At 63.6% G+C, this 24,888-nt stretch carries 27 protein-coding genes; 17 read left to right on the top strand and 10 right to left on the bottom strand.

All coding sequences use genetic code 11. The features are described from left to right. Positions 1-42 precede the first annotated feature (42 nt). From pstS to phoB, 6 genes are all read left to right on the top strand, one after another. Entirely contained in the window at positions 43-1,101 is a 1,059-nt protein-coding gene (gene pstS, locus FJ425_RS10165; RefSeq protein ID WP_140723158.1) for a phosphate ABC transporter substrate-binding protein PstS, read from the top strand. 64 nt (positions 1,102-1,165) lie between these two features. Then, a complete protein-coding gene (pstC, locus tag FJ425_RS10160; RefSeq protein ID WP_140633161.1) occupies positions 1,166-2,152 on the top strand; it encodes a phosphate ABC transporter permease subunit PstC in 987 nt (328 codons plus the stop codon). Between the two features lie 3 nt (positions 2,153-2,155). Beyond that, positions 2,156-3,007 (top strand): phosphate ABC transporter permease PstA, encoded by an 852-nt coding sequence (pstA, locus tag FJ425_RS10155; RefSeq protein ID WP_140545896.1) that lies wholly within the window; start codon positions 2,156-2,158, stop codon positions 3,005-3,007. Further along, positions 3,004-3,807: a phosphate ABC transporter ATP-binding protein PstB gene (gene pstB / locus FJ425_RS10150; RefSeq protein ID WP_140545897.1), complete on the top strand. Its 804-nt coding sequence runs from the start codon at positions 3,004-3,006 to the stop codon at positions 3,805-3,807. The genes pstA and pstB overlap by 4 nt, the downstream gene beginning before the upstream one ends. Positions 3,808-3,827: 20 nt before the next feature. Beyond that, positions 3,828-4,535, top strand: coding sequence for a phosphate signaling complex protein PhoU (phoU, locus tag FJ425_RS10145; protein ID WP_140545898.1), 708 nt, complete (start codon positions 3,828-3,830; stop codon positions 4,533-4,535). Positions 4,536-4,551: 16 nt separating this feature from the next. After that, positions 4,552-5,241 (top strand): phosphate regulon transcriptional regulator PhoB, encoded by a 690-nt coding sequence (phoB, locus tag FJ425_RS10140; RefSeq protein ID WP_010911896.1) that lies wholly within the window; start codon positions 4,552-4,554, stop codon positions 5,239-5,241. Positions 5,242-5,401: 160 nt separating this feature from the next. Here the strand turns inward: phoB and FJ425_RS10135 are convergent, their stop codons facing one another. Continuing rightward, the gene (locus tag FJ425_RS10135) at positions 5,402-6,637 is read right to left on the bottom strand and encodes an ROK family protein (RefSeq protein ID WP_140723155.1); all 1,236 of its coding nucleotides are present in this window, start codon (positions 6,635-6,637) and stop codon (positions 5,402-5,404) included. 267 nt (positions 6,638-6,904) lie between these two features. Between FJ425_RS10135 and xylF the strand changes: the two genes are divergently transcribed. The 4 genes from xylF (at position 6,905) to FJ425_RS10115 (ending at position 12,050) form a co-directional block, all read left to right on the top strand. Continuing rightward, a complete protein-coding gene (gene xylF / locus FJ425_RS10130) occupies positions 6,905-7,945 on the top strand; it encodes a D-xylose ABC transporter substrate-binding protein (RefSeq protein WP_140723153.1) in 1,041 nt (346 codons plus the stop codon). Between the two features lie 148 nt (positions 7,946-8,093). Then, positions 8,094-9,446 (top strand): sugar ABC transporter permease, encoded by a 1,353-nt coding sequence (locus tag FJ425_RS10125; protein WP_140723150.1) that lies wholly within the window; start codon positions 8,094-8,096, stop codon positions 9,444-9,446. A 27-nt stretch (positions 9,447-9,473) separates the two neighbouring features. Then, positions 9,474-10,274: an ATP-binding cassette domain-containing protein gene (locus FJ425_RS10120; RefSeq protein ID WP_140723147.1), complete on the top strand. Its 801-nt coding sequence runs from the start codon at positions 9,474-9,476 to the stop codon at positions 10,272-10,274. Positions 10,275-10,406: 132 nt separating this feature from the next. Continuing rightward, complete coding sequence (locus FJ425_RS10115; RefSeq protein ID WP_140723144.1) at positions 10,407-12,050, top strand: CHASE domain-containing protein; 1,644 nt, start codon at positions 10,407-10,409, stop codon at positions 12,048-12,050. A 78-nt stretch (positions 12,051-12,128) separates the two neighbouring features. On the opposite strand, the gene FJ425_RS10110 is transcribed toward FJ425_RS10115, so the two are convergent. From FJ425_RS10110 to FJ425_RS10095, 5 genes are all read right to left on the bottom strand, one after another. After that, positions 12,129-12,374 (bottom strand): YMGG-like glycine zipper-containing protein, encoded by a 246-nt coding sequence (locus FJ425_RS10110; RefSeq protein ID WP_095767375.1) that lies wholly within the window; start codon positions 12,372-12,374, stop codon positions 12,129-12,131. Positions 12,375-12,630: 256 nt separating this feature from the next. Then, complete coding sequence (locus FJ425_RS31525) at positions 12,631-12,801, bottom strand: hypothetical protein (protein WP_181164947.1); 171 nt, start codon at positions 12,799-12,801, stop codon at positions 12,631-12,633. Positions 12,802-13,019: 218 nt separating this feature from the next. After that, positions 13,020-13,970 (bottom strand): sensor histidine kinase, encoded by a 951-nt coding sequence (locus FJ425_RS10105; protein ID WP_246676508.1) that lies wholly within the window; start codon positions 13,968-13,970, stop codon positions 13,020-13,022. A gap of 253 nt (positions 13,971-14,223) precedes the next feature. Further along, positions 14,224-14,388: a DUF1328 domain-containing protein gene (locus tag FJ425_RS10100; RefSeq protein ID WP_018429836.1), complete on the bottom strand. Its 165-nt coding sequence runs from the start codon at positions 14,386-14,388 to the stop codon at positions 14,224-14,226. Between the two features lie 169 nt (positions 14,389-14,557). Beyond that, entirely contained in the window at positions 14,558-15,352 is a 795-nt protein-coding gene (locus tag FJ425_RS10095) for a response regulator (protein WP_095767378.1), read from the bottom strand. Between the two features lie 218 nt (positions 15,353-15,570). Between FJ425_RS10095 and FJ425_RS10090 the strand changes: the two genes are divergently transcribed. Beyond that, positions 15,571-15,774: a NepR family anti-sigma factor gene (locus FJ425_RS10090; RefSeq protein ID WP_095767379.1), complete on the top strand. Its 204-nt coding sequence runs from the start codon at positions 15,571-15,573 to the stop codon at positions 15,772-15,774. Between the two features lie 3 nt (positions 15,775-15,777). Further along, the gene (locus tag FJ425_RS10085) at positions 15,778-16,329 is read left to right on the top strand and encodes an RNA polymerase sigma factor (protein WP_040985057.1); all 552 of its coding nucleotides are present in this window, start codon (positions 15,778-15,780) and stop codon (positions 16,327-16,329) included. A 155-nt stretch (positions 16,330-16,484) separates the two neighbouring features. Here the strand turns inward: FJ425_RS10085 and FJ425_RS10080 are convergent, their stop codons facing one another. Next, on the bottom strand, positions 16,485-16,868 hold the full coding sequence (locus FJ425_RS10080) for a response regulator (RefSeq protein WP_140545905.1): 384 nt from the start codon (positions 16,866-16,868) through the stop codon (positions 16,485-16,487). A gap of 152 nt (positions 16,869-17,020) precedes the next feature. Between FJ425_RS10080 and FJ425_RS10075 the strand changes: the two genes are divergently transcribed. The 3 genes from FJ425_RS10075 to FJ425_RS10065 all read left to right on the top strand — a co-directional run bounded on the left by FJ425_RS10075 (position 17,021) and on the right by FJ425_RS10065 (position 18,644). Next, positions 17,021-17,773 (top strand): Crp/Fnr family transcriptional regulator, encoded by a 753-nt coding sequence (locus FJ425_RS10075; protein WP_095767381.1) that lies wholly within the window; start codon positions 17,021-17,023, stop codon positions 17,771-17,773. Between the two features lie 73 nt (positions 17,774-17,846). Then, positions 17,847-18,173, top strand: a complete 327-nt coding sequence (locus FJ425_RS10070; RefSeq protein ID WP_140545906.1) for a DUF883 family protein — start codon at positions 17,847-17,849, stop codon at positions 18,171-18,173. 6 nt (positions 18,174-18,179) lie between these two features. Further along, on the top strand, positions 18,180-18,644 hold the full coding sequence (locus FJ425_RS10065; protein ID WP_140545907.1) for a phage holin family protein: 465 nt from the start codon (positions 18,180-18,182) through the stop codon (positions 18,642-18,644). A 15-nt stretch (positions 18,645-18,659) separates the two neighbouring features. On the opposite strand, the gene FJ425_RS10060 is transcribed toward FJ425_RS10065, so the two are convergent. Continuing rightward, the gene (locus FJ425_RS10060; RefSeq protein WP_140723141.1) at positions 18,660-20,186 is read right to left on the bottom strand and encodes an HWE histidine kinase domain-containing protein; all 1,527 of its coding nucleotides are present in this window, start codon (positions 20,184-20,186) and stop codon (positions 18,660-18,662) included. Positions 20,187-20,343: 157 nt separating this feature from the next. Here FJ425_RS10060 and FJ425_RS10055 point away from each other — a divergent pair, with 157 nt between their 5' ends. Further along, the gene (locus tag FJ425_RS10055; RefSeq protein ID WP_095767385.1) at positions 20,344-20,547 is read left to right on the top strand and encodes a hypothetical protein; all 204 of its coding nucleotides are present in this window, start codon (positions 20,344-20,346) and stop codon (positions 20,545-20,547) included. A gap of 8 nt (positions 20,548-20,555) precedes the next feature. On the opposite strand, the gene FJ425_RS10050 is transcribed toward FJ425_RS10055, so the two are convergent. Further along, on the bottom strand, positions 20,556-21,476 hold the full coding sequence (locus FJ425_RS10050; RefSeq protein WP_140633133.1) for a diacylglycerol kinase family protein: 921 nt from the start codon (positions 21,474-21,476) through the stop codon (positions 20,556-20,558). 243 nt (positions 21,477-21,719) lie between these two features. Here FJ425_RS10050 and FJ425_RS10045 point away from each other — a divergent pair, with 243 nt between their 5' ends. After that, positions 21,720-23,084 (top strand): PRC-barrel domain-containing protein, encoded by a 1,365-nt coding sequence (locus FJ425_RS10045; RefSeq protein WP_140723454.1) that lies wholly within the window; start codon positions 21,720-21,722, stop codon positions 23,082-23,084. Between the two features lie 112 nt (positions 23,085-23,196). On the opposite strand, the gene FJ425_RS10040 is transcribed toward FJ425_RS10045, so the two are convergent. Then, positions 23,197-24,750, bottom strand: coding sequence for an alkaline phosphatase family protein (locus tag FJ425_RS10040; RefSeq protein WP_140723138.1), 1,554 nt, complete (start codon positions 24,748-24,750; stop codon positions 23,197-23,199). Positions 24,751-24,888 lie beyond the last annotated feature (138 nt).

The raw sequence follows: 24,888 nt of genomic DNA, 5'->3' as shown, positions 1-24,888 counted from the left end.
CACGGGTGCCGAAAGACCATCTTCCGAACAGGAGCAGGCCACATGAGACATTTCATCCGCTCGGCGGCCGTTGCAATTGCAATGGCTGCGGCATCAACCCTTAGCATGGCCGCCGCGATGGCAGCCGACATTTCCGGCGCAGGCGCCACCTTCCCCTATCCGATCTATGCGAAGTGGGCCGACACCTACAAGAAGGAGACCGGCATCGGTCTCAACTACCAGTCGATCGGCTCCGGCGGCGGCATCAAGCAGATCAAGGCCAAGACCGTGACCTTCGGCGCTTCCGACGCGCCGCTGAAGGGCGAGGATCTCACCTCCACCGGCCTCGCGCAGTTCCCGATGGTGATGGGCGGCATCGTGCCGGTCGTCAACCTCGAAGGCGTCAAGCCGGGCGAGCTGGTTCTGGACGGCCCGACGCTGGCCGACATCTTCGCCGGCAAGATCACCAACTGGAACGATGCGGCAATCAAGAAGCTCAACCCCAAGATCAAGCTGCCCGACCAGGCGATCGCGGTCGTGCATCGTTCGGACGGCTCGGGCACCACCTTCAACTTCAGCTACTACCTGGCCGACGTCAGCGCCGACTGGAAGTCGAAGGTCGGTGTCAACACCGCGCTCGAATGGCCGGTGGGCATCGGCGCCAAGGGCAATGAAGGCGTCGCCAACAACGTCTCGCAGACCGGCGGCGCGATCGGCTATGTCGAATATGCCTATGCCAAGCAGAACAAGCTCACCTATACCGACATGGTGAACAAGGACGGCAAGAAGGTCGAGCCGACCGCGAAGGCGTTCTCGGCCGCCGCGGCCAATGCCGACTGGAGCTCGCAGCCGGGCTACGGCGTCATCCTGGCCAACCAGGCGGGCGCCGAATCCTGGCCGATGACTTCCGCCACCTGGATCCTCGTCTACCAGAAGCCCGATGATGCGGCGGCCACGGCCGAAGCGCTCAAGTTCTTCGCCTGGTCCTATGCCAAGGGCGACAAGATGGCTGCTGAGCTTGACTACGTTCCGATGCCCGACAAGGTCGTGAAGAGCGTCGAGGAAATGTGGGGCAAGGACATCGTCGACAAGGACGGCAAGCCGGTCTACTCCGGCATGTAATTCCCGCTGAATGAGGAGGGCGCCTCCAGCGCCCTCCTGTCTCTTTCGAAATGCGAGGGGCTAAATGACAGCCGTTTCCGAAGCCGCGACATCGTCCGCCATGCGGACCAGAGAAGCGACAGTGCGCCGCTTCGCCGTCACCGACATGGTCTTCCGGACGGCGACGCGCCTTTCCGCCATGCTCGTGCTCGTTCTGCTCGGCGGGGTCGCGATATCGCTGGTCGCCGGATCGTGGGAGGCGCTGTCGAAGTTCGGCTTCTCCTTCCTGACCACCGAATCCTGGAATCCGGTCACCGAGAATTTCGGCGCGCTCGCGCCCATCTACGGCACCATCGTCACCTCGGCCATCGCCATTCTCATCGCCGTGCCGATCGGCATCGGCATCGCCGTCTTCCTGACCGAGCTTTGCCCGCGCCCGCTCAGGCGTCCGATCGGCATCGCGGTCGAACTGCTCGCCGGCATTCCCTCGATCATCTACGGCATCTGGGGCCTGTTCGTCTTCGCGCCGTTCCTGCAGACGACGGTCCAGCCCTTCATCATCTGGCTGTTCAAAGGCATCCCCGGTCTCGACAGCCTGTTTGCCGGTCCGCCCTACGGCATCGGCCTGCTGACCTCGTCGCTGATCCTCGCCATCATGGTGCTGCCCTTCATCACCTCGATCACCAAGGACGTGTTCGACACGGTGCCGGCGGTCCTGAAGGAATCGGCCTACGGTATCGGCTGCACGACGTGGGAAGTGACCCGGCGCGTGACCATCCCCTACACCCGCGTCGGCATCATGGGCGGCGTCATGCTGGGCCTCGGCCGCGCGCTCGGCGAGACGATGGCCGTCACCTTCGTCATCGGCAACGCGCACCGCATCAGCGCCTCGCTGTTTGCGCCGGGCACGACGATCTCGGCGACTATCGCCAACGAATTCACCGAAGCCGACGGCAACCTCTATACATCCTCGCTGGTATCGCTCGGCCTGATCCTGTTCATCATCACCTTCATCATCCTCGCGCTCGCACGCTACATGCTCTTGCGCATCGATAGCCGCACGGGAGCCTGACCGATGTCGACTGCCCAATCGCTTCACCAAAGCCGCAAGCGCAAGAATGGCGTGATGATGACGCTGTGCGTCGTCGCGGCGGGCATCGGGCTGGCCTGGCTGGCGCTGATCCTCGGTGCCCTGCTCTACAAGGGACTTTCCGGGGTGTCGCTTTCGGTGTTCACGGAAATGACGCCGCCGCCCGGCGATGCCGGCGGCCTGCTCAACGCCATCTACGGCAGCATCGTCATGACGATCATCGGTATCTTCGTCGGCACGCCGATCGGTGTGCTGGCCGGCACCTACATGGCCGAATACGGACGCTTCTCGAAGCTCACGACGGTGGTGCGCTTCATCAACGACATCCTCTTGTCGGCGCCGTCGATCATCATCGGCCTGTTCGTCTACGAGCTGATGGTGCGGCCGATGGGGCACTTCTCGGCAATCGCCGGCGCGGTCGCGCTGTCGATCCTGGTGATCCCCGTCGTGGTGCGCACCACCGAGGACATGCTGAACCTTGTGCCCAACGCGCTGCGCGAAGCAGGCACCGCCATCGGAGCGCCGCGCTGGGTGGTGATCCGCTCGGTAGCCTATCGCGCGGCGCTCTCCGGCATCGTCACCGGCATCCTTTTGGCGATCGCCCGCATCTCCGGCGAGACGGCGCCGCTTCTCTTCACCGCGCTCAATAACCAGTTCTGGTCGAGCAATCTCAATGCGCCGATGGCCAGCCTGCCGGTAACCATCTTCCAGTTCGCTCTCAGCCCCTACGAGGAATGGCAGCAACTGGCCTGGACGGGCGCACTCATAATCACCCTGACGGTTCTCGGGCTGAGCATCATCGCCCGCAGCCTAACCGGACGCAGAGAGGACAGATGAAACCGATGTTGTCCACCGACCTGAACGCAGCCGATACGACCGTCGAGAAGGCCAAGATCGAGGTCAAGAACCTCAATTTCTACTATGGCCAGTCGAAGGCACTGAAGGACATCAACCTGTCCCTGCCCGAGCGCAGCGTGACCGCCTTCATCGGCCCGTCGGGCTGCGGGAAGTCGACGCTGCTGCGCGTGCTCAACCGCATCTACGAGCTCTATCCGAAGCAGAGCGCCGAGGGCCAGGTGCTGCTCGACGGCAAGAACATCCTCGACCGCTCGCAGGACCTCAACCTGCTGCGCACCAAGATCGGCATGGTGTTCCAGAAGCCGACGCCGTTCCCGATGTCGATCTACGAGAACATCGCTTTCGGCGTCAGGCTCTATGAGAAGATCAGCAAGGCCGAGATGGACGGCCGCGTCGAGCAGGCGCTGAAGCGCGCCGCGCTCTGGAACGAGGTCAAGGACAAGCTCAACGCCAGCGGCCTCAGCCTCTCGGGCGGCCAGCAGCAGCGCCTGTGCATCGCCCGTACCGTGGCGGTGAAGCCCGAGGTCATCCTGCTCGACGAGCCGGCCTCGGCGCTCGATCCGCTGTCGACCGCCAAGATCGAGGAACTGATCGACGAGCTGCAGGCCGACTACACGATCGTCATCGTCACCCACAACATGCAGCAGGCGGCGCGCGTGTCGCGGCAGACGGCGTTCATGTATCTGGGCGAGCTGGTGGAGTTCGACCGAACCGAGAAGATATTCACCTCGCCCCGCGAAAAGCGCACGCAGGACTACATCACCGGCCGCTTCGGCTGAGCTCATACGAGGACATCATCATGGCCGAACATACCGTCGCTTCCTTCGACGAGGATCTGAGACAGATCAGCCGGCTCATAAACGACATGGGCGATCTCGCCAGCTCGATGGTCGGCGCTTCGACCAGAGCCCTGCTCGAGACCGACAATGCCATGGCGCAGCGCGTCGTTTCCGACGATGCCATCATGGACGCGCGCCAGCGCGAGCTCGACGACCGCGCCATCACGCTGATCGCTAAGCGCCAGCCGATGGCCGATGATCTGCGCAACGTGGTCGGCTCGATCCGCATGGCGGGCGATCTCGAACGCATCGGCGATCTCGCCAAGAACATCGCCAAGCGCGTCGGTTCGGTCGGCGTCAGCGCCGCGCCGCGCGATCTCACGCATTCGATCGATTCCATGGCGCAGCTGGTACTGATCCAGGTCCAGGCCGTGATCCAGGAATATACGGTGGGCGACGCCACGGCGCTGGCCAAGCTTCGCAACGACGACGAGCGCATCGACGTCAAATACACATCCGTCTTCCGCGAGCTCCTGACCTACATGATGGAAGACCCGCGCAACATCACCGCTTGCACGCATCTTCTGTTCTGCGCCAAGAATCTCGAGCGCATCGGCGACCATGTGACCAACATCGCCGAGAACGCCTATTATGTGCTGACCGGCACGCAATTGCCCGCGAATCGTCCCAAGCAGGACGAGACGACAATGTCGGCGCCGGCGGCCTGACGAAGGGTATCTGCCAATGATCGCGCCACGCATCATGGTGGTGGAGGACGAGGAGCCGCTTGGGGTGCTGCTCCGCTACAATCTCGAATCCGAAGGTTACCAGGTCGAAGTGGTGACCCGCGGCGACGAGGCCGAAATCCGCCTTCAGGAAAACGTTCCCGATCTGCTCGTGCTCGACTGGATGGTGCCGGCGGTTTCCGGCATCGAGCTCTGCCGGCGCCTCAGGATGCGGCCCGAGACCGAGCGGCTGCCGATCATCATGCTGACCGCGCGGGGCGAAGAAAGCGACCGTGTGCGCGGCCTCTCGACCGGCGCCGACGACTATCTGGTCAAGCCGTTCTCGACGCCGGAGTTCATGGCGCGCGTCAAGGCGCTGCTGCGCCGCGCCAAGCCGGAGGTGCTGTCCAGCGTGCTCAAGGTCGGCGACATCGTGCTCGACCGCGAGTCGCACCGCGTCTACCGCAAGAAGAGCGAGATCAGGCTCGGCCCGACCGAGTTCCGCCTGCTCGAATTCATGATGCGCCACCCCGGCCGCGTGTTCTCGCGCAGCCAACTGCTCGACAATGTCTGGGGCGAGACGATCTATATCGACGAGCGCACCGTCGACGTCCATGTCGGCCGCCTGCGCAAGGCCGTCAACAACGGCCGCATGCCGGACGTCATCCGCACAATCCGCGGCGCGGGTTACGCGATCAGGGAAGATTAGGGGACACGCCGATATTCAGGTGAGGCCGGCCTGCGAACGGCGACTTCCTGCGCTTCCGGTACTCACGTGCCTAAGGTACGCTCCGTTCCGGTTCTCGGAACCCCCCATTCTCGACTCGGCCTGACCTGAATTTCAGCGTATCCCGGCACCTGGCTCGCCGCTATGCGACGTGCTTGCCCGCTCTCGCCAGGCCTCCCGGCGCGAAAATCTCCTGGTCGACGAAGGTCAGCGCGCGCATGGCGCAGCCTTCGCGGATCAGCGGCAACTCGTTCGGCTCGGTGTCGAAGGAGATCGATTCCGAGTGCTGGCCGCCGGCGGTCTGGGCGATCGCCTCGCGCAGCGCCGGCTCGATCAGGTCGAAGGCGGCCGCGCTGACGCCGACCATGGCGACGGGCGCCGGATCGATGAGGGCGAACAGGCTGCCGAGACCGAAACCAAGCGCTTCGCCGGCCCGGCGATAAGCCTCCCGTTCGGGGCCGTCCCTCTCGCGCGCCTTCGCGGCAAGGGCCCGCATGTCGGCGTCGCCGACGTCGACCGGCTCGGCGTCCTCGCTCATTCTCATGGCGCTGCGCCAGATCGCATAATTGCCGGCATAGGCCTCGACGCAGCCGCGGCGGCCGCAGCGGCAAAGCGCCCCGCCCGGGCGGTGGATCATGTGGCCGAACTCGCCGCCGGAGGAATGCGTGCCGGTGAACAGCGCACCCTTGAGCACGAGACCCATGCCGATGCCGTGCGACAACAGGATGGCAATGAAGTCGTCGCGATAGCGCTCCGGGTCGCGCCATTGCAGCGCCACCGCCATCATGTTGCAGTCGTTCTCCATGGTGGCGGAGATGCCGAACTCCTTCTCGAGGATGTCGGCGAAAGGAATGTCGGTCAGCGGCGTTATCGGCGACCAGAGCATGGCGCGTGCATTAGAATCGGTGATGCCCTGAATGCCCATGGCGATACGGGCGACGCTGCCAATGTCGAGGTCGGGATCCTGCAGCCGGCGCCGCACGATCGCCACGCATTCGCCGATCAGCTCGTCGCGGGGCATGACAAGCGTGTCCAGGCGCTGCTGCTCCTCGGCAACAACCTGACCGGCATAATCGATCACGGCGACCGACAGGAAGTTCAGCGACAACACCACGGTCAGCACCGCGGCGGCTTCAGGGTTCAGCGCCAGGCCGATCTGCGGCCGGCCGCGTTTCAACGCCGTCGGCTCGCTGGCCTTGCTTTCGGTGAGAATGCCCTCCTGGATCAGGTCGGCGGAGATCGCCGAAATGGTCGAGTGGCTGAGCCCGGTGGTCGCGGCAATTTCGGTCCGTGATGGCTGACCGGCGCGGCGTACCGCCGAAATCACCATGGCGCGATTGCGCCGGCGCAAATCGTCGTGGCGGATTCCGACCGACATCGTCTCGCACGTCCTCCCCGGTCATCGCGGCCTTGTGATAATGCCATGGCCTGTCGCTGACACGCTAGGGATTGTGGCAGAAGCCAGGGGCCATGTCATTATTTATTGCGGATGCCGAAAAAAATGCCTGAGCCCATCAAAACCCATCAGAATCTCGGTTGACAGCGTCGTTATGCTGGACCACTATTTTTTTGAGGCTCGAAAAAAAGCCTCTGTGCCGGCCTTCGGGCCAGTCTGGGTCGCGCCGCAGGGCGCAGGGAGGATATCATGAAGAAATTTGCAGCCGCCATTCTGGCGGGCGTTGCCATGTCGCTGACGCTGGCGTCCGTGGCCGAGGCGAAGGACAAGGTGATCGGCGTGTCGTGGTCGAATTTCCAGGAAGAGCGCTGGAAGACCGACGAAGCAGCGATGAAGGCCGCCATCGCGGCCGCCGGAGACAAGTATATTTCGGCCGACGCGCAGTCCAATCCGGGCAAGCAGCTGACCGACGTCGAAAGCCTGATCTCGCAGGGCGCCAACGCGCTGATCATCCTGGCGCAGGATGCCTCGGCAATCGGCCCGGCGGTGCAGAAGGCGCTCGATGAAGGAATCCCGGTCGTCGGCTACGACCGCCTGATCGAGAACAAGGACGTGTTCTACCTGACCTTCGACAACAAGGAAGTCGGGCGCATGCAGGCCCGCGGGGTGTTCCAGGCCAAGCCGGAAGGCAACTACGTCTTCATCAAGGGCTCGGGCTCCGATCCGAACGCCGACTTCCTGTTCGCGGGCTCCATGGAAGTCCTGAAGGACGCCATCGACAGCGGCAAGATCAAGAATGTCGGCGAGGCCTATACGGACGGCTGGCTGCCGGCCAACGCGCAGAAGAACATGGAGCAGTTCCTGACCGCCAACGACAACAAGGTCGACGCGGTCGTGGCTGCCAATGACGGCACCGCCGGCGGCGTTGTCGCGGCGCTGACGGCGCAGGGCCTGGCCGGCACCGTGCCGGTCTCGGGCCAGGACGGCGACCACGCGGCGCTCAACCGCATCGCGCTCGGCACGCAGACCGTGTCGGTGTGGAAAGACGCGCGCGAGCTCGGCAAGAACGCCGCCGAAATCGCCTCGCAGCTCGCCGACGGCAAGAAGATGGGCGATATCGCCGGCGCCAAGGACTTCACGACACCCGGCGGCAACACCGTCAAGTCGCTGTTCCTGACGCCGATCGCGATCACCAAGGACAATCTCAACGTCGTCATCGACGCCGGCTGGATCAAGAAGGACGAGGTCTGCGCGGGCGTACCCGCCGGCAGCGTCAAGGTCTGCAACTGAGCCTTGCCGACGTTCGATCAAAATACCTGCGCCGCGGCCTGAAAGCCGCGGCGTTTTCTCAAAAAGATTTGTGTTTCCGCCTTCGGCGGATAGCTTCTAGGCTTGGCTAGGTATTCGCGCCAGACGGGCAGGCCGGCGGGAGGAAATCATGACCGACACGACGTCTACCCAACCGGCGGACACCCCGCGCGCGTCGGAACTCGGCACTGTGGCCCGGTTCCTGAAGGCGACCGAGCTCGACACCCGCATGCTGGGCATGATCGGCGCGCTGCTCCTGATCTGGATCGGACTGCATGTGATTTCCAGCTTGCGGCTTGGCGTCAACCCGCTCGACTTCGACAGCCGCACGTTCCTGACGCCGCGCAATCTCTGGAACCTGTCGGTTCAGTCTTCGGCCGTGGCGATCATGGCCTCCGGCATGGTGCTGGTCATCGTCATGCGCAACATCGACCTGTCGGTCGGGTCGGCCGAAGGGCTGATCGGCATGGTCATGGGCTTTGCCCAGGTGCATTTCCTGGTTCGCTTCGTGGGGCTTGAGCTGGGAAATCCCTGGATCTGGGTTCTGGCGTTGCTGATCGGCCTGGCGCTCGGCCTCATCGTCGGCGCCTTCCAGGGGTTCGTCATCGCTTATCTTGAAGTGCCGGCCTTCATCGTCACCCTGGGCGGATTGCTGGTATGGCGGGGCGCTGCCTGGTGGGTCACCAGCGGCCAGACCGTTGCGCCGCTCGACGCCACATTCCAGTTGATGGGCGGCGGCCCGGCGGGCTCGATCGGCGCCAAATGGAGCTGGGCCGTCGGCATCGTCGCCTGCCTGGCGGTCATCTTCATGCATTTCAACGGCCGCGTGCAGCGCAAGCGCTTCCGCTTCCCCCTGCGTCCGGTCTGGGCCGAGACGTTGCTTGCCACGGTCACCTGCGCGGTCATCCTGGGCGCGGTGTGGCTCGCCAACTCCTATCCGTGGCCAGTCGGCATCGTGAACCGCTACGCCGCCGCCAACAACATCACCGTGCCCGAAGGCGGGCTGTTCATCGCGCATGGCATCGCCATTCCGGTCCTGATGGCGGTCGCCGTCGGTCTGATCATGACCTTCGTCACCAAGCGCACTAGATTCGGCCGCTACGTCTTTGCCATCGGCGGCAATCCGGAAGCCGCCAATCTTGCCGGCATCAACACGCGCTGGATCACCATGAAGGTGTTCATGATCATGGGCGTGCTGGCGACGATCGCGGCGGCGATCTCTTCGGCCAGGCAGAACTCCTCGACAAACGCGCTGGGGACGCTGGATGAACTGCTGGTCATCGCCGCGGCGGTCATCGGCGGCACGTCGCTCGCGGGCGGTTCCGGAACCGTGCTCGGTGCTATGCTGGGCGCATTGCTGATGCAGTCGCTGCAATCCGGGATGGTGCTGCTCGGCGTCGATTCACCGCTGCAGAGCATCGTCGTTGGCGCCGTGCTGGTCGTCGCGGTGTGGCTCGACACCCTCTACCGCAAGCGCGTCTGAGCAAGGATCATAGGGAGGAAAAGGATCATGGCTGACAAGACCGCTCCCGCCGGCGTTCCGCTGGTCGACATGCGCAATGTTTCGATCGCCTTCGGCGGCATTCGCGCCGTCGACGACGCATCCGTCGACCTTTTCCCCGGCGAAGTGATGGCGCTGCTCGGCCACAATGGCGCCGGTAAATCGACGCTGATCAAGATCCTGTCCGGCGCTTATAAGCGCGACAGCGGACAGATATTCATCAATGGCGAGGAGGTTTCGATCTCCAATCCGCGCGACGCCAAGAAATACGGCGTCGAGACGATCTACCAGACGCTGGCGCTGGCCGACAATGTCGATGCCGCGGCCAATCTCTTCCTCGGCCGCGAGCTGATGACGGGTTGGGGCACGCTCGACGACGTCGCCATGGAAGCCGAGGCGCGCAAGGTGATGGGCCGGCTCAATCCGCGTTTCCAGCGCTTCAAGGAGCCGGTGATCAAGCTGTCGGGCGGACAGCGGCAGTCGGTGGCGATCGCGCGCGCGATCCTGTTCAACGCCCGTATCCTGATCATGGACGAGCCGACGGCGGCGCTCGGCCCGCAAGAGACGGCGCAGGTCGGCGAACTGGTCAAGCAGCTCAAGGCCGACGGCATCGGCATCTTCCTGATCAGCCACGACATCCACGACGTGTTCGAACTCGCCGACCGGGTCTGCGTGATGAAGAACGGCCAGGTGGTCGGCACCGCGCGCACGACCGATGTCACCCAGGACGAGGTGCTCGGCATGATCATCCTCGGCAGATGCCCGCCAGGCGCCATTCCGGGCCCGGGGGCGCTGAAGATCGCGGCATGAAGTCGAACTTGTAGCCGGCTAATTAACGGCTGCGTGATGTGCCAGCCGCGGTGATGGTTTGACCGCGCCATTGTGTTGGCGCCGAGACTTGCCCATAAAGATCGTCGACCGTCCACGGGCCGCATCCTTGATTTGAAGAAGCTCTTTCCGATCGTTGCCTTTGTCGCCGTCGCGCTGATCAGCCTGACCATGGCAGGGTTCGCCTATTTCGCGACGCAGGAAGCGGCGCGGATCAAGTTCGAGGGCACGGCAGACGACGCGCTCAACCGCATCGAGAGCCGCGTCGACCTGCATCTGTCGCTGCTGCGTTCGACGCAGGCGCTGTTCGATGCCCGCAACGGCGACATCTCGCGGGGCGAATTCAAGGCCTTCTTCAGCGCGCTCGACATCGACGACAATTTCGCCGGACTGCGCGGCATCGGCTTCCTGAGGCTCGCCAAGACCGGCGACGAGGCGGCGGTGGAACGCGACATCCTGCACGATCATGGGTCGGCGCATCCGATCTATCCGGCCACCAGCGAGCAGCAATGGCGAACGCCGATCGTGCTTTTCGAGCCGCTCGATACGTCCAACCAGTCGTTCATCGGCTTCGATATGTTCAGCGAGCCGGCACGGCGGACGGCTATCGAGAAAGCCATGGCCGACGACCAGCAACATGCCAGCGGTCTTATCCAACTCGGCCAGGCCATGGGCGCGAAGCAGACCTTTCCGGGGTTCCTGGTCTTCGTGCGGCTGAACGTGGAAACGGCGCCGGACGTCATCAATGCCAGCCGCTCCTCGACCGCGGGCTTTCTCTACGCCGCTTTCCGCGCGCACGACTTGTTCCAGGTCGCGCTCAGCCACGCGCCGCTGCTGCCGGTCAATGTCGAGGTCTATGACGGCAAGCCCGAGGCCGGCAATTTGTTGTTCCGGTCGGAAGCTCCTCCGGCGGAACGCATCGGCGCGAGGTTTCTGGCGCGCCGCGATATCGTCGTGGCGGGCCAACCGTGGACCTTGCTGTTCAGGCCGACGAGCGCCTTCGAACCGCCGTCCTCGCGCGCCATTCCGGTGATGCTCGGACTGTTCGGCCTGCTGCTTGCCGGTGCCATCGCGTTGGTGGCGCGCTACCAGGAGCGCACCTATGAGGCGAAATCGGCGCTGCACGAGGCGACCGAAAAGAGCCTGCTGGAAAAGGATCTGATCCTGCAGGAGATGAAGCACCGCATCAAGAATTCGATCACCCGCGTGCTGGCGATCGCGCGGCAGACGGCCTCGCAAGCCACCGACGTGAAGGAGTTTTCGGCATCGTTCTCGGCGCGCCTGCAGGCCATGGCCGCATCGCAGGACATGCTGACGCGTTCGCGCTGGCAGAAAGCCGATCTCGGCGACCTGCTGCGCATCGAGCTCGGGCAGGTGTTCGGCAAGGACCTTCCCGACGGCGTGTTGTCAGGGCCGGAGGTGCTGCTGGACGAGACGACGACGCAGGCGCTCGGGCTGACCTTCCACGAACTTGCCACCAACGCGCTGAAATATGGCGAGGCCGGCAGTTCGATCAATTCGGCCAAGGGAAATTGGGCTCTCAAGGTCGACTGGAGAGTCGAGGGCCGCGGCCGCGAGCGGACGCTGGTTCTGAACTGGCGCGAGGCGGGTCAGAAGGAACTGGAAGCGCCAGTCAAGACCGGCTTCGGCACCAAGTTGATAGATCTCAACGTCACGCGCGAATTGCGCGGCACGATCGCGCGCGACTACCACGCCGACGGATTGAAGGTGGAGATCAGGATTCCGCTGGCCGCGTAAGGTAAATCAGCGAGTTTGAATTTGAATTCAAAACAAACCGGAGGCCGGCTGCCGGCCCCCGGTCTTTCCCGTGCTGAACTAGTTGCAGCGAGCCGTGTAGATCCGGCCGCGATGATCGCGATACTGGCAATAGCCGTTGCGCAGGTTGCGAACCAGAAGGCCCGACCCGGCGCCGACGGCCGCGCCGATCAGCGCACCCTTGCTGCCGCCGACCAAGCCGCCCACGCCGGCGCCGATCAGGCCGCCGCCGACGACGTCCTGCTCGGTCGTTGTGCAGCCGCTGACAGCGACCACGGCAACCATGGCAATCATCATCTTCCGCATAGAATTGCTCCTCACTTTTGTCCTCACTTTCGGCAGTGCCAGCAACCATTTAGCATGAAAAAAGGTGGTTTGCCTGCCCGATTTTACTGTTGCCTAACGTAGTCTTTTCGGGGCGCTCGCCGTTCGACACGACAAGTATGCCAGGCACCTCCAGCATTGCGAACTCAGTGCCGTCGGGCCGCATGTTCCCGACGATCCGGTCACAGTCGTCCAGCGCGGGATCCGCAGTGGCTGAGGGTCAAAGCCGCATGCGGGGTCAGAACAATTGCCAGGCCGCGGTCAGCGCCACGGCGGCCAGAAGCGCGATCGCGCCCAGGCGGAGCGAAAGATGCGACGACCGCGGCGCCGGCGGCAGCTCGGCATCCTGGAAGCCGCTCATCGAGACGCGGGCGGCCTGCTCCAGCCTGTTCATGTCGGCAACCATCATTTCGGTCTCCCCAGGTCGCGCCGGGGCGCGGATGGGTTTCCGGCGCATCGTCAGCCGGGAGCACAGGATCGGACTTTATGGTGAACAGCCGGTTAAGGGCCTCCGCCGGCAAAGCGCTCCCGTCTCCGTTTTTACGCAATACGGACGGAAGGCTACGGCGAAGCCGCCTGACCGTTGCGCACTTTGCCTGGAATGCTCTTACGCCATCGGCGGCGCTCTCAATCCGTCTCGAAATTCCCGTGCGGGACGGTGAGACGGTATTCCATCCGGTCTCTGCCGATTTCTAGCGTTGCGGAGCCATTCAGCGACATCGGCACGACGCGTTCCAGCGCCACGCTGCCGAAACGCTTCTCATTGCGCGTCGCGTCGCCGACCGCCTCCGTCCAGGTCAGCAAGAGGTTGGGCGAGGTTCCGTCTTCGGCCTCGAGCCTGGCGCGGACCTCGACATGGCCGTCCGGCCGCGACAGTGCGCCATAGCTCACGGAGTTGACGGCCAGCTCATGCATGGCGAGACCGATATGCAGGGCGGCGTTAGGGTTGAGGTAAGGATTTTCGCCCGCGAACCGCAGGCTTTGAGCCAGATCGCTGCTGTAGCGGCCGACCTGGCCGGATACGAGCTCGTGCAGCGCGGCTCCTCGCCAGTTGGAGGATGTGACGAGATCCTGCGAAGACGCGAGCGATTGCAGCCGGCCGCGAAACCGCGCCAGGAACTCGCCGAGCGTCTCCGTGTAGCGCCCGGTCTGCGTGGCGATGCTCTGGATGATGGCGAGGAGATTTTTCGATCGATGGCTGACTTCGCGCAGCAATGTCTTCAGGGTCTGCTCGCGGCGTTTCTGCTCCGTCGTCTCCACCATCGTCGTGACGACGCCGAGGACATCGCCGGCTTCCCCGCGGTCTGCATCGATCCAAAGCTGGAACCAGCGTACGCCCTGGTGCCCCGGAATGCTGAGCTCGAGCTGGTCCGGGTTGCCGGATTCGATCACCTTGAGTTTGGCGGCCCTTATGCGTTCGGCCTGCGCCGGCGAGAGCAAGTCCTTGCCGTCGGCTGTATCGGACGCCCAGGGCGCGTTCATGTTGCGCGCCCAGACCGTTTCCATCTGCCGATCCTGGTAGAGAACCGAAATCCCGGCATTGTGCAGGGCATGAAGCAAGGCACGCCCGACCTGCATCCCGCTTTCCGAAGGATGCATCGCGATCACTTCGCCGTCTTGCTTTTCAAGCCTATCTTGCGTGGGACCTTGGGAAGGCATCGGAGAAATCCCCCACTCGGCCCTTGAACGGCCCAATCCGCAACTTGTTCCGCACGAGTCAACACCCTGAAATTAGGGCTTTTCAAAAACGGTCCGCCGGACGGTGCTCTTTCGAGGCGCCGTCCGGCGGTGGCTGGAAACCGTTTGAGGGGTGCGGCTTCCAGTGTCGCGGTCAGGCTCTCCTGAAGAGGCCTGCGATGAGCGAAATCACCAGGAAGGCGAGAAAGATAAAGAACAGGATTTGCGCGATACCTGCCGATGTGCCGGCGATGCCGCCGAACCCAAGCGCGCCGGCGATGATCGCAACTACGAGAAATACGAGCGCCCAGTACAGCATGATGCGTCTCCTTCTTATGTCGGGAAAAGAACGTGGCCAGATGTCGTTTGTTCCACCATTTGCTGAAAAAGACGATCCCCTTGAGCGGGCTTTTCCGACCGCACACAGCCAGGCGTCACGCACGGCGCGAAGCCCTCGCATGACGTTCGAGGTCGAGCTTCGGAAGGGATCAGGCGGCGGCCTTGGCCTGACGGTCGAAGAACAGGGCCTGGCTGATCAAAGCCTTGACCATGTCGGGATTGAACGGCTTGGTGACCAGGAAGGCCGGCTCGGGCCGTTCGCCGGTCAGCAGGCGTTCAGGGAAGGCGGTGATGAAGATCACCGGCACAGGCGTCGAGGACAAAATCTCGTTGACGGCTTCGATGCCCGAGCTCCCATCGGCGAGCTGGATGTCGGCCAGAACCATTTTCGGCCGCGTCCTGCCGAACAAGGCCACAGCCTCGGCATGCGTGCGCGCCGTGCCGACGACGCGGTGGCCGAGGCTCTCGACCATCTCCTCGATGTCCATGGCGATCAGCGGCTCGTCCTCGATGATCAGCACGTCGGTCGCAACTTGCCGGGAAATCTCGTTGCTCGCCTGGGCAAGCAGCTCCGAGAACTCATCCTCGTCGACGTCGAGGATCTCCGCCGCCTCGTCCTCGCTGAAGCCCTCGACGGCAACCAGAAGGAAAGCCTGCCTCGGCAGGGGCGCGATCGCATTCAGATTGGCCGCGGCCCGCTGCTCCCAGGCGGTCTGCGCCTGTTCCTGCGGCACGCGGATGGCCACGGAGGTGAACAGCCTGGCGAAAACCTTATACAGCGCAATACGGTCGCTCGAGGCTTCGGGGAAGATATTGGTATCGGCGATAATGGCTTCCAGCATCGCGGCGACCAGCGCGTCACCGCTCTCCTGCGATCCCGACACCGCGCGCGAGAAGCGGCGAAGGAACGGGAGATGAGGAGCGATGGTTGCGGACAGACTCATTATTGACGTCTCCCTCAGATGACGTTTCATGTTCAAGGCCGCATTGGTTGCAAGCCCCTCTGCATCAAACGCCGGCTTTCGGAAAAAGTTCCGCCGGCCGCGGAACTAAATTAGCAGGCGAGCGTTTCGGGTCTAGGGATGGGCAACCAGACGAGGGTTCCGCTTGCGTTGTGGTTTGAAGTCGAAGAGCGGCTCGGGTGCTGGAAATTAGGGCTATTATGAAGGAAATGTCAAAAAAACAGATGGCTGATGCCGCAAGCCGGCATCGGAACGGGGATGGCAATCCACTTGGTGCAAACTCCGAAATCGCTCGCAAGCTCAAGCAGTATTATGACGAACTGGTCTCGGATCATGTGCCGGACCGTTTCGCTCAGCTGCTCAGCCAGCTGGAACAGACCGAACCTGCCCAGAAAAAGGACTGAGGCATGGCGGCGGTATCCCAGAGCTTCAAGACCGAGCTGCTCGGCGCGATTCCGAGCCTGCGGGCTTTCGCCGTGTCGCTCACACAGAATGCCGACCGGGCCGACGACCTCGTCCAGGAAACGCTGGTCAAGGCATGGGACAAGCATGAGAGCTTCCAGCCGGGCACCAATTTGAAGGCCTGGCTGTTCACCATCCTGCGCAACGAATTCTATTCGCAGATGCGCAAGCGCGGCCGCGAAGTGCAGGACAGCGACGGCATCATGACGGCCAGGCTTGCCGTTCATCCGGCCCAGCATGGCCAGCTCGATCTCAAGGATTTCCGCGGCGCGCTCGAGCAACTGCCCGAGGACCAGCGCGAAGCCATCATCCTGATCGGCGCTTCAGGCTTCTCCTATGAAGAAGCCGCCGAGATCTGCGGCTGCGCGGTCGGCACGATCAAAAGCCGCGTCAGCCGGGCGCGCGCCAGGCTGCAAGAGATCCTCAAGATTTCCGGAGAGGACGAGTTCGGGCCCGACGCGATCTCGGCGCAGGTCACAGGTTCGAACGCGGCTTAACTTTCGGGACGCGAAGGCGACAAGTTCCTGCTCGCGCTATTGGGCGTCGTCATTCGGCGCGCTTGACGTATCCGGCATTTCCTTGAGGAACCCGGATTCGCACCGGCCATGATGTGAGCGCGCAAGGCGGCCTGAGATCGCCTCGGCGGCGGCCGTCAGGCCGCCGGAGCGGCCCGTCCGCAGGCGATCGCCACGGCTTCGACGAGATCGTCGCCCGAGTAAGGCTTGGTCACCAGTCGAATGTCGGGGAACGAGTTCTTGACTTCGTCCGAATCCGCATAGCCGGAGGCGAATACGAACGGCACGCCCTCTGCGCGCAACCGCGCGGCGAAATCCAGGGTCGACACCCCGCCAAGCATCAGATCGACAACTGCCGCGTCGAAGCTCGAGGGCAGCGCCCGTCCGTCGATGTCGGCGATCTCTCGCGCGATCGTCACATCCGCGGCGCCGTGGTCACGGCAAAGCTGCTCGACATCCATCGCTATCAGGAACTCGTCTTCGAGGACGAGAATGCGCAATCCGTCAAGCAATGCTGTCACTTATGGGGTGTCTCCTTGGCAGTCGCACTCATGCGCGCAATCCGTCACGATGTCATTTAAAAAAGACATGGGCGTGACGCCCGGCGGAACCGCTGCCCCCCTCAAACGTTTCCTTGCGCCCCTTAGGGCAGGGATTTCGAAGAGGGGTCGAAATGTCCGCACGTTTGGTTGCCACTCGCCAATATCCTTGCGAAAAATGCCCGCTGCGGCCGCTGCCGGCCTTCCGCGAATTCGACGAGCAGGAATTGTCATTTATCGACACCTTCAAGCGTGGCGAATTGGCTGTCGACAAAGGTGCGACCGTGCTGGTCGAAGGCAGCCACAGCGCGCATCTTTACACGGTGCTGTCGGGTTGGGCGTTCCGCTACAAGCTTTTGCCCGACGGGCGCCGGCAGATCCTCAATTTTTCCATGCCTGGCGACCTCATCGGCCTGCAGGGAAGTCTGATGGGCGAAATGCAGCATTCCGTCGAAGCCCTGTCGCCGATGCTGCTTTGCGTTTTCGAACGCGATCAGCTGCAGGAACTCTATCGCAACCATCCCGGCCTTGCCTATGACATCACCTGGATCGCGTCGCGCGAGGAGCGCATGCTGGATGAGAACCTGCTCAGCATCGGCCGCCGCACCGCGCTTGAACGCGCCGCCTATCTTATCGCCTTCATCGCCCGCCGGGCTCGCGGCGCCGGGCTCAATGGCAAGACACCGGTGCAGATCCCGATCACGCAACAGCACATCGCCGACACGCTCGGCCTCTCGCTGGTCCATACCAACAAGACGATTCGCAAGCTGATGGACCGCAAGCTCATCATGTGGCGAGACGGCGGTTGCGAAGTGATCGACTATGACGGGCTGAAGAAGCTTGCCCGCTGGGAGGGGCTAGGCGAGGAATGCAGGCCGCTGATCTAGGTTTGGCTTGCGACGACCGGAACCATGGCGCCGAACGGGCGTTGAAACCAACGCAAACACAAGGAGTTAGAGAATGGCAACCGCCGCAGGCAAATCCGCCACAGACGAAGCAACCGCCGCCGATCTGGAGGCCGATATCGAGCAACTGAAAGCGGACATCCAGCGACTCACCGAGCAACTCGCCACGACCGGTCAACACGGCTATGGCGCGGCCCGTCGCGCCGCCGCGGACGGCGTCGAGCAATTGCGCGCGCAGGGCGAAGCCGCGTTCGAGAGCATGCGCGGAAGCGCCGAGGATATCGAAGCGCAGCTGATCGCCAAGGTGCGCGAGAAGCCGGTGACCTCGCTGGCCATCGCGGCGGGCGTCGGTTACCTGTTCGCCCTGCTTTCCCGCCGCTAACCGCAGATGGGGGCGCTTGTCTCGCTGATCTCGGCCCTCGCCTCGGGCGAGGCGATGGCCGCGTTGCATAGGGCGCGGACCGCGGCAATCCTCTACGGGCTTGCCGCCATTTTCGCCTTGTGCGGTGTCGGCTTCCTCATCGGCGCCGCCTACATCTGGCTGGCGGTCCGCTACGGGCCGATGGCGACCAGTCTCGGCTTCGGCATCGGCTTCCTGGTGGTTGCCGGGCTCATCCTCGTCATTCACAAGCTGATGGCCGGCATGCGCAGCAAGCGCCGCGCGCGGCGGCGCCAGGCCGATATGACGGCGGCGGGCGTTACCGCCGCACTTGCCTTGCTTCCGGTCCTCGCCAAAAGCAAAGGCGGGCTTGGAGCCATTGTCGCGCCTGCCCTGGCGGTCGTCGCGTATGCTATCTATCGCGAGAACACCAAGTCCGGGCCGTCGAAGCCGGACCCGGAAGACTTGCCTTGAGCAGTGCCGGAGCGCTCATTTCAAGGACGATTCGAGCGGCATCGATATTTCGGCGAAGACGCCGTCCGGGCGAAATTCGTGGGTCACCTCGCTGTCGATGACCTTGGCAAGGCTGCGGCGGATCAGGATCGAGCCAAAACCTTGGCGATCCGGAGGCTCGACGCGCGGCCCACCGCTTTCGCGCCAGGTCAGCACCAGGCGGCGCGCGCCTTTGCGGCCTTGCGTCTTCCAGTCGAGATCGACTTTTCCCGACGACGCGGAGAGCGAGCCGTATTTCAGCGCGTTGCTGGCGAGCTCATGCAGGATCAGGCCGAGCCCGACCGCTTGATCGGGCGAGAGCAGAAGCTCGGGACCCGAAATCGCGATACGCGACTGGCGGCCCGTGTCGAAAGGCCTGACCTCGATGCGTGCCAATTCGCCGATGCCAATGCCGCGCCATTCGCGGTCGGACAGCAGGCTATGGGCGGCGCCGAGCGCCTGCAGCCTGGCACCGAAGGCCTCCAGGAACGCACTCGGCTGGCGAGCGTGGCGGACGGTCTGCGTCGCCAGCGCCTGCACGGTCGCCAATGTGTTCTTGACGCGGTGGTTGAGCTCACGCAGCAAGAGGCGCTGCCGCTCGTCGCCGAGCTTGCGCTCGGTTATGTCGTAGTTGACGCCGAAGATCAGCGTCGGCTTGCCCTCGCCATCGCGTTCGATCACGCGTCCGCGCGTGGCGATCCAGCGGGGTGGATGGGACCCCTTGACCCGGTACTCGCCAAAATAGTCGTCGCTGCCGCTCAGCGCGTCGCGGAAACGTGTCTCGGTCTGATAGACGTCGCGCGGGTCGATGGCGCGCAGGATGTCGCGCGCCTTCAGCCGGTTCGAAGGCGGCAGGTTGAAAAGCTCGGCCAGAAGTGTGTCGCATTCGATCATGTCGGTGCGTATGTCCCACGCCCAGCTCGCCAGCGAGGCGGCGTCGAGCGCGATGGCGCGGCGCTTTTCCTCGCGCGCCAGTTCCGCCTTGGCGATGGCGCCGTCGCGGGTGGCGTCCTTCAGCGTGAACAGGCTGGCCGCGAGGTCGGCCAGCGTCCTCAGCTTCGCCAGCTTGTCCTCGGCCGGAAACGGTCTCGGCTGGCGATCGAGCACGCAGAGCGTCCCGATCCTGGCACCGGCCACCACCATCGGCACGCCGACAAAAAAACGGATGTGCTGCTTGCCCGTGACCAGCGGATTGTCGGCGAAACGCGGATCGAGCGTGGCGTCGGTCACCACCATGGGATCGTCGCCGGCGGCGATGGCGTGGGCGCAGAAGGAAGTGCTGGTCGGCGTCTCCTTCTCGTCGAGACCGATGCGCGCCTTTAACCGCCGGCGACTGCTGCCGATCAGGTTCACCAGCGCGACGGGCGCTTCGGCGATTGCCGCAGCGAGACCGGTGATACGGTCGAAGTCCGGATCGGTTGCCGTATCCATGGCGCCCAGGCCCTGAAGCAAGGCGAGCCGCTCCGCATCGATCACGACGCGGCTGACGTCTGCCGGCAAACTATCCACCTTGCTGCTCACCATTCCCTCAAAACGCCACGCAATCGACCATCATATACACGCAATCGGTTGCCGCATGCTTGCTGGGCGTCTTTCCCGACACGGAACCTTCCCGAACAGGATCCGTTACCGACCATGTCGTGCCTGAAGCGCCCGCCGCCGCGCAGCATGGAGGCCAATCGTGACCAAGATCGTACCTGAAGACAAAGCTCGCCAGGGGCATTGGGGCTGGCATGCCCTCAGAATCCTCATCGCCGGGCTGCTGCTCGCCTTCATCGCGTGGGGCGCGGTCGAGATCTACGGCGAGCTGATCAAGTCGCCGACGACCCAGCAGAACGTGCCGACGGCGCCGCCCGCCGAGCAGAAATCCACTCAAGGCAGCTGATCTTTCCATCACGCCGCCTTTGCCTGCGCATTGCGGGAGGGGACAAGCACGTTCAGCGCGCCGGGGTGACTCTCGACCGTGGTTTCCCTCTCCAGCCGGATCAATTCGCCGTCCAGCACCGCGCTGAACTTCCTGGTGGGCGAACGGATTTTCAGCACGACCTTGCCAGCCTGATGCACTTCGACATGCGCGCTCTGGCGCAACCTGCCGCGCAGCATGTCCAGCAGCAGCTTCGCCAGATGATGACGCCGGCGCGCGACGCTGACATAGATGCCGAGCACGCCGCCAGCCGGGTTGTCGGCATAGGGCAGGTGGCCTTCGCCGAACAGATTGTTGGAGATGCCGATGCCGGTCGTGCGGGCGACGATCTCGGCCTTGCCGATGCTCAGGCTCACCTTGAGCGCCGGCGGGTTCTTGATAGCCGCCCACGCCGCGCGCACGGACGCCTGCATCTTTCCAAGGCGCGAGCCGAAATCCATTTTCTCGCGCAGCTGGACCATCTTGGCGTGCATGCCGACGGAGAACTGATGCACGAAAGGCTGGCCGTTGGCGCTCGCCATATCGACGGCGATCACCTCGCCGTCGGCAAAAGACTGCAACGCCGCTTCCAGTGTCTGCGGGATGCCCAGGCCGCGCGCAAACAGGTTCATCGTGCCGGCCGGCAAGATGGCCAGGGCCTTCTTCTTGTTCATGAGGAGGGATGCCGCGGTGGAAATCGTGCCGTCGCCGCCGCCGGCGAGAACAACGTCGATATTTCGCCTGGCGATTGCCTTTTCCAGCGCTGTGGCGACGTCGCGACCGGCAACGATGTCGATCTCGACCGAATGCCCCGCCGCTTCGAGGGTCTGATGCAGCTTTTCGGAAAACACTTCGATGTCGATGGTACGGAGGGTGCCGCCGTCCTGGTTCAGCACCGCAGCAAACCGCATATCCTGCTCCGTGTCGGGTCACTTTGAGCCGGCAGACCCTCAGCCGCAGGCTGAAACGAGGACGCCGCCGCAAAGGTTCCACCCGGAGGTCGGCGATCCACGGACGCGTGAACGCGTTGCGGTTGGAACAACCCTCCGGTCACAACGTTGTGAACCTGTAGACATTGCCGCTTCCGACCTGCCGTCAAGAGGCTGGCCAAGGAAGCGTCATGCACAGATCAGGCACGAGGAGAGACCACCATGATGATCCGCACTCTTTTTGCGACGACCGCGATCGCAACACTGCTAGCAACCGGCGCGTTCGCGCAGACGACGCCCGCCCCGGCTCCACAGCCCCCAGCAGCCGAGAATCCGGCGCCGGTCCCGCGCGCCGATGGCGCCCTGATGAGCAATATTATCGGCGAGTCCGTTTATAACGGCACGGGAGACGATGCACAGAATATCGGCAAGGTTGACGATGTCGTCTTCGATGCCAGCGGCAATGCCAAGTCGGCCATCATCGGGGTCGGCGGGTTCCTTGGCGTCGGCAAGAAGGACGTCGCTTTCGACTACGGCAAGCTGGAATGGGCAGAGAAGAATGGCGACCGCTGGCTGGTCGCCAAGTCGACCAAAGAGGAGCTGAGCGCTTTGCCGGCATTCGACCGCAAGCCTTATGATCCGGCGCCGGCGCAGTCGACCGGCGCTACGCAGCCCGCCAATAACACGACGACAGCCCAGGCTCCCGCGGCCGCACCGGCCGAGCCGGTGAAGAAGGCGGAGGGCAACCTCGCCACCAACATCATGGGCGAGTCGGTTTATAACGGCACTGCGGACGACGCCCAGAAGATCGGTGACGTGAAGGACATCGTGCTTGCCAAGGACGGCAAGGCCGAGTCGCTGGTGATCGGCGTCGGCGGCTTCCTCGGCATCGGCACGAAGAACGTCACTTTCGACTTCGACAAGGCGAAATGGGCGGAGAAGAACGGCGACCGCTGGCTGGTGGCCGAGACGACGAAGGAGCAGCTGCAGGCCCAGCCGGAGTTCGACCGCAAGCCCTATGATCCGGCGCCCGGCACGACGACGGCCGCGAACAACGCGCCGGCAACGACCACGCCTGCGGTGGTCGCTTCGGGCACGACGTCCGATAAGGGAGCGAAGCCGGCAGAGCCCGCCAAATCGACGGCCGAGAACAAGCCTGCGACGCCGCCGGCCCAGAGCACGGCTGAGAACAAGCCCGCCGATAATAGCGGCGCTGCCACCGACCAGACCAAGACCGCTTCCATCGACAAGTCGACACTGACCGAGATGCCGATGGGCAATATGCGCGTCGACGACCTCAAGGGCACGACGGTCTATGGCGCAAACGACGACAAGATCGGTTCGATCGGCGATGTCGTGCTGACGCCCGACAACAAGCCTGACGCGGTCATTGTCGACGTCGGCGGCTTCCTCGGCATCGGCGCCAAGGAAGTGGCGATCGGCATGGATAAGCTCAAATTCATGACCGACAAGAACGGCAAGAAATATCTCTACACCAACTTCACCAAGGAACAGCTGCAGGCGCAAACGGCCTATGACAAGAGCAGTTATGCCGCCAACCGCGACCAGCAGCGGATGATTCTGAAATGAGGGAATAGGCAGTAGGAAATAGGCAGTAGGCGAAAGAAGGGCTGGCATACCACGCAGCGACACGAATGTTCTACTGCCTACTGCCTACTGCCTACTGCCTACTGCCTACTGCCTACTGCCTACTCACGTACCCCACCACTCCATCTTCCGTCAGTTCCGCCAAAGCCAGAGACTGATCGAGGTGAGCGGCACGCCAGGCGAGCATCTTTTCCGCGAACTCCAGCCGTACCGAGAGATAGGCCGGGTCGTTCGCCACATTGTTCAGCTCGCCGGGATCTTTCGTCAAGTCGAACAGAAGCGCCGGCAGACCGCCGCCGAAATGGACATATTTGAAGTCCATGGTACGGATGACGGCGAGGTTGCAGGCGTTCGACGCGATACCGAAATGGCGTTCGGCTTCGCCTTGGGCGACCGTGCGGAAATCAAACTCCCAATGCGCGGCGTCGCGCCAGGCTTCCGGTTCCGTTCCGTCCAGCCAAGGCGCGAGCGAACGGCCGTCGAGGTGGCGCTGCGGGGCGGCGCCGATCAGGTCGAGCACGGTCGGGAAGATATCGACGGCTTCAGTGAAGCGATCCACGGACGAACCGGCCATGGCTTCCCGGCGCGGATCGCGGATGATCAACGGAATGTGGTAGCTGGCGTCGAAGAAGCCGCCTTTGCCGAGCATGAAATGATCGCCCATCATCTCGGCATGGTCGGAGGTGAGCACGATCACGGTGTCGTCCCAGGCGCCCGCTGATTTGATTGCCTGCCAGATGCGGCCGAGCTGCGCGTCGACCTCGGAGATCATGCCGTAATAGATCGCGCGGATGCGGCGGAAGTTCTCCTCGCTCCAGTCCGGGACGTTGCCCTCGATGCCGGGGATGAATTTTGTCCGCTTCTGCTCGGCGAGGTCGTAGGCGAGATAGGGATGGCTCCCGGCTTCGGCCTGCCAACTTGCAGCGCGTCTGAACGCAGGATCTTCAGCCGGATCGTACATGCTGTTGTAGGGCTCCGGCACGATGAAGGGTGGGTGCGGGCTGATGAAGGAGATATGCGCGAACCACGGCGCGCGTTTCTCCTGCTCGCCAAGCCAGCGGATGAATTCGCCGGCCAGGAACGCGGTCGGCGTCTGGTCTTTCGAATAGACCGGTGGCGCGTTGGTCACGTCGCGTTCCGCCTGGCCGCAGGCCGGACGGTGGATGTCGGGGCTGCCTGCGCCGGTGTCGATGCCTTGGGTCCGCAGCCATGACAGCCATTGCTTCTGATGCTCGGGCAGGGCCTGGCGCACGGTGAAGCCCGGCAGCACGCCTTCATAGCTGCGCAGGCGCGGATCCCCGGCCGCCAGCCGGCGCGGATCGAGCGCGACATCGGTGTAGCCGAACAGGGTGGGATCATAGCCCGCCGCGCGCGCCGAAAGCGCGATGTTGCCATGGCGAGCGTCCAGCGGCGTGCCGTTGCGGCAGACGCGATTGTTCATCTGGTAGAGCCCGGTGTAGAGGCACGCGCGGGCAGGCGAGCAGGGTGCTGCCCCGCCATAGTGGCGGCGGAAAAGCACGCCTTCCGCGGCGAGCGCATCCACATTCGGCGTCTTCACCACCGGATGGCCGGCCGCCGACAGGCAATCGCCACGCCACTGGTCGCAGGTGATGAGCAGGACGTTCGGGCGGTGCGTGCGATTGTCCAAGATCGTCTCCTTGTGGAAGCGCTCAGATGGAACGGAAATCACCAGTGTTGCAAGCCAAGCTTGGCGACGGATTGGTGAACATATTTCGAACGGTCGTTCACTTTTATGATACAGTCCATTCTGTGTTTGCCCGCTTTG

Origin of the sequence: Mesorhizobium sp. B2-7-2 (assembly GCF_006440775.1) — a bacterium.
GTDB lineage: Bacteria > Pseudomonadota > Alphaproteobacteria > Rhizobiales > Rhizobiaceae > Mesorhizobium.
This window is presented reverse-complemented; position numbering and strand designations above follow the sequence as displayed.

Coding starts and splice junctions, on each gene's coding strand:
- FJ425_RS10050 (WP_140633133.1), bottom strand. CDS start 21,476: ATGCGGTTTGCTGCGGTGCTGAACCAGGACGGCGGCACCCTCCGTACC.
- FJ425_RS10060 (WP_140723141.1), bottom strand. CDS start 20,186: ATGGTGAGCAGCAAGGTGGATAGTTTGCCGGCAGACGTCAGCCGCGTC.
- pstC (WP_140633161.1), top strand. CDS start 1,166: ATGACAGCCGTTTCCGAAGCCGCGACATCGTCCGCCATGCGGACCAGA.
- pstS (WP_140723158.1), top strand. CDS start 43: ATGAGACATTTCATCCGCTCGGCGGCCGTTGCAATTGCAATGGCTGCG.
- FJ425_RS31525 (WP_181164947.1), bottom strand. CDS start 12,801: ATGATGGTTGCCGACATGAACAGGCTGGAGCAGGCCGCCCGCGTCTCG.
- FJ425_RS10085 (WP_040985057.1), top strand. CDS start 15,778: ATGGCGGCGGTATCCCAGAGCTTCAAGACCGAGCTGCTCGGCGCGATT.
- FJ425_RS10070 (WP_140545906.1), top strand. CDS start 17,847: ATGGCAACCGCCGCAGGCAAATCCGCCACAGACGAAGCAACCGCCGCC.
- FJ425_RS10075 (WP_095767381.1), top strand. CDS start 17,021: ATGTCCGCACGTTTGGTTGCCACTCGCCAATATCCTTGCGAAAAATGC.
- FJ425_RS10105 (WP_246676508.1), bottom strand. CDS start 13,970: ATGCAGGTCGGGCGTGCCTTGCTTCATGCCCTGCACAATGCCGGGATT.
- FJ425_RS10095 (WP_095767378.1), bottom strand. CDS start 15,352: ATGAGTCTGTCCGCAACCATCGCTCCTCATCTCCCGTTCCTTCGCCGC.
- xylF (WP_140723153.1), top strand. CDS start 6,905: ATGAAGAAATTTGCAGCCGCCATTCTGGCGGGCGTTGCCATGTCGCTG.
- FJ425_RS10100 (WP_018429836.1), bottom strand. CDS start 14,388: ATGCTGTACTGGGCGCTCGTATTTCTCGTAGTTGCGATCATCGCCGGC.
- FJ425_RS10135 (WP_140723155.1), bottom strand. CDS start 6,637: ATGTCGGTCGGAATCCGCCACGACGATTTGCGCCGGCGCAATCGCGCC.
- FJ425_RS10090 (WP_095767379.1), top strand. CDS start 15,571: ATGAAGGAAATGTCAAAAAAACAGATGGCTGATGCCGCAAGCCGGCAT.
- FJ425_RS10045 (WP_140723454.1), top strand. CDS start 21,720: ATGATCCGCACTCTTTTTGCGACGACCGCGATCGCAACACTGCTAGCA.
- phoU (WP_140545898.1), top strand. CDS start 3,828: ATGGCCGAACATACCGTCGCTTCCTTCGACGAGGATCTGAGACAGATC.
- pstB (WP_140545897.1), top strand. CDS start 3,004: ATGAAACCGATGTTGTCCACCGACCTGAACGCAGCCGATACGACCGTC.
- FJ425_RS10065 (WP_140545907.1), top strand. CDS start 18,180: ATGGGGGCGCTTGTCTCGCTGATCTCGGCCCTCGCCTCGGGCGAGGCG.
- FJ425_RS10120 (WP_140723147.1), top strand. CDS start 9,474: ATGGCTGACAAGACCGCTCCCGCCGGCGTTCCGCTGGTCGACATGCGC.
- FJ425_RS10110 (WP_095767375.1), bottom strand. CDS start 12,374: ATGCGGAAGATGATGATTGCCATGGTTGCCGTGGTCGCTGTCAGCGGC.
- pstA (WP_140545896.1), top strand. CDS start 2,156: ATGTCGACTGCCCAATCGCTTCACCAAAGCCGCAAGCGCAAGAATGGC.
- phoB (WP_010911896.1), top strand. CDS start 4,552: ATGATCGCGCCACGCATCATGGTGGTGGAGGACGAGGAGCCGCTTGGG.
- FJ425_RS10125 (WP_140723150.1), top strand. CDS start 8,094: ATGACCGACACGACGTCTACCCAACCGGCGGACACCCCGCGCGCGTCG.